Annotated in this window: 9 protein-coding genes and 3 pseudogenes; 2 read left to right on the top strand and 10 right to left on the bottom strand. The window is 53.0% G+C overall.

Going from position 1 to position 7,888, the window contains the following annotated elements:
• Nucleotides 1-170: 170 nt before the first annotated feature.
• From EV660_RS19135 to EV660_RS18745, 4 genes are all read right to left on the bottom strand, one after another.
• Nucleotides 171-371 carry a transposase gene (locus EV660_RS19135; RefSeq protein WP_425466543.1) on the bottom strand — a complete coding sequence of 67 codons (201 nt, stop codon included), beginning with the start codon at nucleotides 369-371 and terminating at the stop codon, nucleotides 171-173.
• Nucleotides 332-688, bottom strand: a complete 357-nt coding sequence (locus EV660_RS18740) for a hypothetical protein (protein ID WP_157798880.1) — start codon at nucleotides 686-688, stop codon at nucleotides 332-334. The genes EV660_RS19135 and EV660_RS18740 overlap by 40 nt, the downstream gene beginning before the upstream one ends.
• 61 nt (nucleotides 689-749) lie before the next feature.
• The gene (locus EV660_RS17365) at nucleotides 750-896 is read right to left on the bottom strand and encodes a winged helix-turn-helix domain-containing protein (protein WP_232727338.1); all 147 of its coding nucleotides are present in this window, start codon (nucleotides 894-896) and stop codon (nucleotides 750-752) included.
• Between the two features lie 67 nt (nucleotides 897-963).
• Complete coding sequence (locus tag EV660_RS18745) at nucleotides 964-1,116, bottom strand: hypothetical protein (protein ID WP_157798879.1); 153 nt, start codon at nucleotides 1,114-1,116, stop codon at nucleotides 964-966.
• Nucleotides 1,117-1,333: 217 nt separating this feature from the next.
• On the opposite strand from EV660_RS18745, the gene EV660_RS17370 reads away from it, so the two are divergent.
• Entirely contained in the window at nucleotides 1,334-2,011 is a 678-nt protein-coding gene (locus EV660_RS17370) for a hypothetical protein (protein WP_134014110.1), read from the top strand.
• A 196-nt stretch (nucleotides 2,012-2,207) separates the two neighbouring features.
• Here the strand turns inward: EV660_RS17370 and EV660_RS18970 are convergent.
• The 5 genes and pseudogenes from EV660_RS18970 to EV660_RS17395 all read right to left on the bottom strand — a co-directional run.
• Nucleotides 2,208-2,315 (bottom strand): annotated as a pseudogene (locus EV660_RS18970) (ATP-binding protein); the annotation flags it as partial.
• Nucleotides 2,316-2,430: 115 nt separating this feature from the next.
• Nucleotides 2,431-3,099 (bottom strand): annotated as a pseudogene (locus EV660_RS17380) (IS21 family transposase); the annotation flags it as partial.
• Nucleotides 3,100-3,295: 196 nt separating this feature from the next.
• Nucleotides 3,296-3,805, bottom strand: coding sequence for a helix-turn-helix transcriptional regulator (locus tag EV660_RS17385; protein WP_071480102.1), 510 nt, complete (start codon nucleotides 3,803-3,805; stop codon nucleotides 3,296-3,298).
• Between the two features lie 496 nt (nucleotides 3,806-4,301).
• Nucleotides 4,302-4,886 carry a hypothetical protein gene (locus EV660_RS17390; RefSeq protein ID WP_100319044.1) on the bottom strand — a complete coding sequence of 195 codons (585 nt, stop codon included), beginning with the start codon at nucleotides 4,884-4,886 and terminating at the stop codon, nucleotides 4,302-4,304.
• Nucleotides 4,883-5,149, bottom strand: a complete 267-nt coding sequence (locus EV660_RS17395) for a hypothetical protein (RefSeq protein ID WP_134014112.1) — start codon at nucleotides 5,147-5,149, stop codon at nucleotides 4,883-4,885. The genes EV660_RS17390 and EV660_RS17395 overlap by 4 nt, the downstream gene beginning before the upstream one ends.
• Before the next feature lie 856 nt (nucleotides 5,150-6,005).
• On the opposite strand from EV660_RS17395, the gene EV660_RS17400 reads away from it, so the two are divergent.
• The gene (locus EV660_RS17400) at nucleotides 6,006-6,800 is read left to right on the top strand and encodes a hypothetical protein (protein ID WP_134014114.1); all 795 of its coding nucleotides are present in this window, start codon (nucleotides 6,006-6,008) and stop codon (nucleotides 6,798-6,800) included.
• Nucleotides 6,801-7,143: 343 nt separating this feature from the next.
• On the opposite strand, the pseudogene EV660_RS17405 reads toward EV660_RS17400, so the two are convergent.
• Nucleotides 7,144-7,360: pseudogene (locus EV660_RS17405) on the bottom strand (transposase); the annotation flags it as partial.
• Between the last annotated feature and the right edge of the window lie 528 nt (nucleotides 7,361-7,888).

Below are 7,888 nucleotides of genomic sequence, written 5' to 3' on the forward strand. Positions count from 1 at the left end.
TTCAATGAGAGCGTTCGCGGTCGTAATTTTCCTCTAGGCAAGGAGAACTGGTGCCGTACAAAATTTGTTTTGCCGAGTGGCCGAGGACCAAAGCAATGCTGATATGCTCAATAACTCGCGACGGCATGCAGAGCGAACCATAGCTTAACGGCTTTTAAAGCGTTTCGGTTTTAAGCTGATACATATCCTGCGGCATGAAGGTAGTTCCAGCACTCTTCGGGAGTGAACATTCTGCAGATATCGCCGAGGGCTTTGAACAGATCGGTGAAGGTGCGTGCGCCGACTTTGCGCAGGTGTGCCTTGAGTTTTGCGAAAGCCTGTTCGCTTGGGCTCAAATCAGGTGAGTATGGCGGCAGGTAGAGGACCAGCAATTGGCTGCCCGGATCGCCTTGGCGGCTTCGACATTGCGGTGTGTGGCGAGGTTGTCTATGATGACCATTGTGCCAGGCTTCAGTTCCGGGACCAGCTCGTCGCAGTTGTATGCCGCAAAAGCGTTGCCATCCATCGCGCCCTTGATCACCCAGGGCGCGATCAGCCCCTGCGATGAATGTCTGCGTCCCCCATCGCCCGAACGGGGCGTCCATGCGCAACCGCTGACCGCGTGAAGCGCGCGTCCACGCAGCCGGGTCAGGTTTGTCTTGACGCTCGTCTCATCAATGAAAACAAGCCGTTCAGGCTGCTGCCGCATGGCAGGCATCCGTCGTTCCCACCATTCCCGCCGAGCGAGCCTTACCCGAACACGGTGCTGTTCAGAGGCCACCAGCGATTTTTTTATAGCTGAATCCAAGGCGCTTGAGCAGCGCAGCAATCGAAGAGTGATGCACCTGCACCCCTTCGGCCATGGCCAGCGCATCGCGCAGTTCATAAAGCGTGATGCGCTGGGTCTTGCATAACACGCTCTTCAATGAACGCCCGATAGGGCACAAGCTTTCCACGTCCAAGGGCTCGTCCCTGTTTCAAGGGCTAGGCCCCGCCGCGCTGACGGATAGCGCGCGCCCACCGAGACCCGGTTGCCGCTGAAACCTTCAGCCGTGCCGCTGCGGCACGACCACTCAATCCCTCGTCAATGTAGTGCTGAAAGCGCTCGCGCAGTGCGTTCGGTAAAGGTGCTGACATGTCCCATCCTCCTATACAGGATGAATCACATGGCTGCAGACTTGGGAAGCCTATGATTCAGGGTTTCACCGAAACGCTTTAAAACCAAAGTTGTATGCCATTGCAACCATGCGGCGATGTTCTGACAAAGAAAATTCGGGAAGATACAGCGCCTACATCGATGGTCGGAGGGCGCAGGGTGTCGAGGCGAGATTGAGAATAGGAACAGGAGTCAGGAATGCGTAAAGGATTAGTGATCGTGATGGCATCAGCGGTAAGTGTTGCACCACCGGCGTTCGCCTTGGATATAAACGATGTATTGGGAATTGTTGATCTGGGGGGAGAAAACGCAGGGTTACCACAAGTCGATGGCGGTGGCATTCCCCTAGACGGCCTTGCAGAAGTCAAACTGCTTGGGTCGACACTTGTGTCGTCAGAAAGCACGGAGCCGTTGTTAAATGCCGGCCTTCTGGATCCTGCGTCAGATGAAGGTCAGAGGATCGCCGATGTTAGGGTAGGTGGCAGTGATCTGCTGGATCTGGATGATGTACTGGGCACACTGGATATTGGCGGACTTCTCGGTGGCGATGGTGGATCTGGCGACCTTGTGGGTGACCTCGTGGATAGTGTCGCTGGGTTGACTGGCGGTGGCAATGAAGATGGCGGGTCCGGCGATCTGGTGGGCGGGCTGTTGAGCGCAGTCGGTAACACTGTCGGCGGGTTGACTGGAGGTGGCAATGGCAACGGGTCCGCCGGCTCTACATCAACTGGTGGCGGAAACGGAGGAGGATCCGGCGGTCTTGTTTCTGGATTATCCGGGGGAAGCAACAGCGAAGTTTCCGGAGGTCTTGTCGGTGGTGTAACAAACACAGTCGGTGGATTGGTCGGCGGGCTTACAGGCGGCTTGCTGAACTGAGGAGACCTCGGAAGAGAGGGCAGCGCTTCGAATGCTTGCGAAGCGCTGCCTTCAGCGTTGAGGAGCAGCTCAATAATCCCGCAGATTGTAAGATTTTTTCTACGTCTTGCATATCATATTCGGGCGTGCGGAGTTGCTTGTAGAATCTGTTGATTGTCACTGAGAACTGACCCATCCGGTTGTTATGTTCTGCGTGTCATGTTGGGGTCAATGCTGGTGTTTCCTTCCTCTTCTTTTTCGCTGTTTCTGAGCTGGCCTTGAAGCGATAGCTGTCGTTTCCGGTCTCCAGGAACGAGCCATTGTGGCGCCATTGATGAGGTGGATGGCTCCCTTTGTTGGTGATGTTCACAGCACCCAATATGGCACATTGCGATGCCGGAAGCGGGAGCCATCCACCTCATCAATGGCGGCCAAGCCTCACTGTCATAGATGCCGCGGCTTGGGATGCCTTCGAAGGTGAGGGGGAAATCCGCCACCGGTTCAAGGATGCCCCGAACGAACGCATGCCAATGGGCGTCGAACAGCATCTCATGTGTCTGCAGCAGATACGCCCGAACCAGAAAGGCGCGGCTGTGCGACAGCTTGATATGCGCCACCTGCAGCTTGATGCGCTCGCCGCCGACATAGGCCCAGTCCTCGCTCCAGTCGAACTGGAACGCCTCGCCCGGCGCAAACACCAGCGGCACGAAAGTGCCCCGATCGGTCGTATTTTGCGCACGCTGCCGTTCGCCCTTCCATTGGCGCACAAAGGCCGCGACGCGCTCGTAGGATCCGTCATATCCAGCCTTAACAAGCTCCTCAAACATGTCCTTCGCAGTGCGGCGGTCCTTACGCGCCTTGCGCTGGTTGGCCACCAGCCAGTCTGTCAGCCGCGCCGCGTATGGATCGATCTTGCTTGGGCGATCAGGTGTCTGAAACCGAGGCTCGACGATCCCCTCCCGCAGATACCTCTTGATCCCTCAGCCGTCGGTCTCGGACCGATGGCGACCAACGGCTTCGATGCGCGATACGCCCGTCCGCCGTGCAATCTCGCGAATGGGCATCTTATCCCGAAGCGCCCATTTCCGAATAATCCTCAAAAATCCCATGTCTATCACTCCTATCGCCCCCGACTGCTTCGTGCAGGGGCAAGGTTGCACATGGGTCAATTCTCAATGACAATTTCTGCTGTTGCCGGGTCAGTTCTCAGTGACAATCAACACGCTCGACCAATTCAGAGAAAATCGGCAGCAAATGTCAGCCTCGGAACACTAGTGACAATCAACAAATCAACATGAAAGACTTTTATGGTTCGGGAATCGCGGATACCAGATCTTCGATCACGTGCGAAAGAAGTTGCTGACGACTGCTTAGTTCCGATTTCCGAAAAATGGAGGACAGTTGCGACTTTACAGTCGATTCCGTTGTCCCACGCAATCGGGCAATTTCGCCATTAGAAAAGCCCTTGATCACTAAAATAGCTACATGACGCTCTGTAGGAGTAAGTTTCCATAATTCAAACTGGCGGTCGACATAATCATAAAATTGGCCAGCCGCCGCCTGCAATTGGTCGTTAATACGCGTTGCGCGCCTCGATCCGATGCTGAGAAGCACGACACTGCTAATAACACCAAATAGCAGCCCAAAACTTGACAGGATTTCTAGCAATTCTTGTACTTCCCACGGAACCCATAGAAATTCAATCAAGAGCAACTCTGACAAAATCTTTATGATGAAGAATCCAGCGCTTGCGATCTGCACAGAGAGCACAAGGAAAATGACAACCACGATCTGCCAGCGGAAGCCAAACATCATTCAATTACCAACGACTCGCTGTTCGTAGTCGTATCACGGGTTTGGTACAATCCTGATCCCTCCCGGATGGTTCTGCAAAAGCTCTTCAAGGGGCGCGACAGGGATTATCTCCACTTCAGAGGTAGAAGTGTGGTACGTCTCCAAGATCACATCGCGCAAGATGCGACCGTTTGTTCGGCTAACCACGATTTCGCGTCGATGGACATTGTTCTCAGCCCAGATCCGTAATCTGTTCAACCAAGTACTACTTACCTCGACAATTGTATACCCACGGCGATCAAGCGTCTCTAGAACCGTTATATAGTGATCGTGCCCGTCAAGACCTATTATCCGCTCCACATCTACAACGCTTAACCCGCGGTCGGTTTCCCCTGCTACCTCAACGGATGCCGCCAAAAAAATTAGAAGTGTAAGGGTGGAAACGTGCATCACACAATCCACTCCTGTATTAGATTACCTAAAGAGAGTTTAAGCGACACCATGAGAAGAAGCAAGCTCACGCAGCCTGAAACCTCAGCTTGTTATTGCCGACCGCACTTTCGATCGCCAGTGCAACCGATACACAATCGCAAGGCAACCGAACAGAAGCATCTGCGATCACACTGCGTACCATTGAAAAGTCGTGTCGGGCGAAGGAAGCGCTTCCAATAACAACGGGTGTCTCTGGAGAGATACGACGGAGTTCAATAAGTTCTTCGATAGACTGCGCAACACTGCCCAGAGTGTCGATATCCAGGACAAGCAATGACTCTGCACTTTCAGGCTCGATAATTGCGCGTTTCGCAGCTCCAAAACTTCCAACGGATTCAATGGACAGAGCAGGTACGGCAACTTTCGAGACCATCGAGAATAGCGTGGGCATTCGCCCCTCGACAACAAAGATATGACGCTTCTCGATTAAATTTGGCATCACGTAATCGAAGCTCACCGCAAAGCCGTCGGAGCGGTCTTGGCCCCTCTGTAGAGACTTTTCATCTACTTTTGCGTTTCCAAATCGCGCGAATAGGCGCGAGATGATCCCCTGCGCAGGCGCTGCTTTCTGAAATTTGTCTGAACGCGACCCATCACTAAATAACGTCATGTCTTTATTCCTTTGGTTTGTCCGCGCTCTTGGTTCTTCGGACCGGTAATAAGAAGAGGCAAGGCGCCGACGAGTGCGAAGGTGCTGCCACCAACAATGTAGGCAATCAAAACAACGCCGAGTGATTTCCCGAGTGCGAAAACAATAGTCGCACTTATGAATGCACCAGCAATCCCACACAGCATTAGAGGAACGACGGCGCTCGGTCGGAACATCAGCGCTTGATACTCACCGTGCGCATCTCTCTGTGTTTTTGCGACCATTTTTTTCTCCCTTGTCATGTGCCCAAGAACAGTTGCCGCGCGCTTGTTTGAGGCTAGCGACAATACTGCTCTGAGGGTTGGAGGTGGGAATACCCCGTTGGTCTGATTTCCCGCTAATAGTTCTATCGCCTGATGCGGTCTTTGGGGCGTGTTCGTCCTGCGCGTGCCGCTATCAACGCGCTGTAGTCTTGATTGGGTATATCGTTTCGGTTCACTGCGTTTCTAAATCTCACATGTGAATCTGTTTTCCCCTTGTGGCGAGATCGCTCGCTGATACATGGAAGGATATCGCTAAAAGTTCTGTTTCGACTTTTGAAGCGAACGTGATCCAGCTCCTTAATGACATGAATGAGATCGAGTGGTCGATAATCGAGCTTATTTTTGCTAAAGCATCCGCGCGATGCTGCGTTGGTTGTCAATCGGGATGTGCCGAACAGCTTCTATGGTGTCCCAGATGGCTTTCCTTGCACTTTGGGTCGACCAGCTAGTGATTCTTAATATCTACAACTAACGTTGCACTGTCGCGAATTAGGGTCTGATCTCTTTTTTCAGCCAGAATTGTTCTGGGATGCCACTGAAAGAGCCAGCCATAGAAAGACGCCATTGGTTTGGTGCGCATAGTACTTAGGGTTCACAGGCATACGACCTTGGTTCTAAATATAATAATAACAATGCGTTAGGGAAATACTTTCCTTTGTTCATATCACTTATCTGTGTATTCCTTGTCGCAGGGGGTGGCTGCTGAGGGGCATGTGTATGTTTCGGGGGCATTTGACCAGTCGATGACATCACAGTGCTCCTCGGCCAGCGAACTGACAACCCGGCAACCTTGGTTTTAAAGAACAGGAGACATCTGATGTCACGAAGATCACTTAACTTTAAGCGTGAACGCAGTCTGCCCAGAAATCTGTACTGGCTTTCCGTCGCAGTTGGTGCGAGCGCCGCATTGATGGCACAACCAGCCTACTCATTGAACCTAGGCGGGGCACTTGGAGGTGTGGTTGGGACTGTTACATCGACTGTAGATAGTACCGTAGATGCAGTCGGTTCCGTTACCAGCGGTTTGACCGGGGGCACTGTTACTGCCACGGGCACAGGAGAATCCACAGGAAGCACTGTTGGTGCATCCGTTGGAATAGGAAATGTGGGTGTTGATGCAACCGTCGGCGGAAACAGCGTTGCATCGGTCGGGGTCGGCACCAGCAGTGGTGATGGTGACAACGGTGACAACGGTGACAACGGTGACGGCGGCAACGGTGGCAATGGCGGCAACGGTGGTAACGGTGGTAATGGCGGCAACGGCGGCAACGGCGGCAACGGTGGCAATGGCGGGATGTCACCCGACACGCCGGAAATGAACGCGCTTCTCAATGCCCCTCGGTCTGCCGCAGCAAGCCGGTGTTCAGCCGCAGGGAACTACGATGTTCTGAATGGCGTGGCTGTTTTTGATCGCAACAATAGGTTCCTCGGAAATGTGGTTGGTGGATATACTGCAGGTTCGGATTTGACCCGCGTGCGAGTTGCAGTAAGCCCTCAGGCAGTCCAGGGTGGCGGCTGTGTTGAGTACTCGACAACCGGCGGTCGGGCTACCCCACAGGGCTTGGTTGTGAATACGACGCTGGAAGTGCTGAACTCAGCATTAATGCGCTGATATGAAGTGCGTATCGGTTTGGTGAAATCGCCAAACCGATACTCAACCGTCCAGTTAGCGCAACATCGCTAATATGGGAAGAAACGTAGTCCTGCTTTTTCAATCCTGACCTGCCCGGGGTCTTCGATATAAGCCGTTTCCATCCCATTGATTTTGCATATTCGTAAGATATAGGCTCTCGGCAGCATACAGTTAAAGCTTGCGAAACTGGTTCTACGGTTATCGAGCAGAGTTTCTGCTATCGTAAATATATCTGGTTGCTCCCGCAGGGGGCTATGGGAATTGAATTTGCTCAACCTGGTCCTGTGGTGGCAGGTCACGGCCTATGCGACTCGGATCAGAACGAGAACAGAATCTGCAGCAGGCTTGCGCGGATCAGCTTTTCGGCGGGATCGAGGGCGGGCAAAATCGGTGAGACGCTCCTCGAACTCGGCGTTGAGGCTGGACAGTGCTTCGTTAGCCACCTGCCTGATCTTGCGCAGCGGATGTCGCGGCGGGATACGCTCCGACTGATCAACATTGCTGAACAGCAAATCGCTCAACTCAACCGTCCCGCGTATTTTTACCCCCGACTTGGTCGTGCAGAGGGTGGATCATGTTCTCTAACCGCTACCGAGGCGGAACTAATTCAGCAGCCTGTTAGAAAGCAACTTTGGTATACGTAGCATTGCTTAGAATTGCTTGCTCAGTTCGGCATAAGTCAAATCCTGTCCCCGCAACCAAAAAACACAAACATATCAAATCCTTACGCCCCGTTTTTGCGCGGGGATTTTTGCGTTCCAAAACCCGTGTCCGCATGGTGTCCGCAAAATTCACCGTTAACAATATTGCTTGGATATTTGTTTGTTGCTAACGACGATCATGGAAGACGTTCTCGGTAAAGTTGAAGCTACTATCAGTGCGCACGCTGACGTTGTTTACGTCGCCTTAGGAAGCGCTGTGCTTTTGCTCTGCTGGTGGTTGATAGTCAGAGCGCCGAGGAAAACAAGAAACTGAACCGCCCCGGGTTTACCGGAGGGCAAAACTCTCGGAGAATTGCCCATTATGGAACAGAATCGAAAGAAGACCTCAAAGCCGTATTCACCTGA

Origin of the sequence: Roseinatronobacter bogoriensis DSM 18756, assembly GCF_004366635.1 — a bacterium.
GTDB classification, from domain to species: domain Bacteria; phylum Pseudomonadota; class Alphaproteobacteria; order Rhodobacterales; family Rhodobacteraceae; genus Roseinatronobacter; species Roseinatronobacter bogoriensis.

Bases quoted from the DNA above. Each gene is read 5' to 3' on its own strand.
- EV660_RS17400 (WP_134014114.1), top strand. From the start codon at position 6,006: ATGTCACGAAGATCACTTAACTTTAAGCGTGAACGCAGTCTGCCCAGA.
- EV660_RS17390 (WP_100319044.1), bottom strand. From the start codon at position 4,886: ATGACGTTATTTAGTGATGGGTCGCGTTCAGACAAATTTCAGAAAGCA.
- EV660_RS17395 (WP_134014112.1), bottom strand. From the start codon at position 5,149: ATGGTCGCAAAAACACAGAGAGATGCGCACGGTGAGTATCAAGCGCTG.
- EV660_RS18740 (WP_157798880.1), bottom strand. From the start codon at position 688: ATGCGGCAGCAGCCTGAACGGCTTGTTTTCATTGATGAGACGAGCGTC.
- EV660_RS18745 (WP_157798879.1), bottom strand. From the start codon at position 1,116: ATGTCAGCACCTTTACCGAACGCACTGCGCGAGCGCTTTCAGCACTAC.
- EV660_RS17385 (WP_071480102.1), bottom strand. From the start codon at position 3,805: ATGATGTTTGGCTTCCGCTGGCAGATCGTGGTTGTCATTTTCCTTGTG.
- EV660_RS17370 (WP_134014110.1), top strand. From the start codon at position 1,334: ATGCGTAAAGGATTAGTGATCGTGATGGCATCAGCGGTAAGTGTTGCA.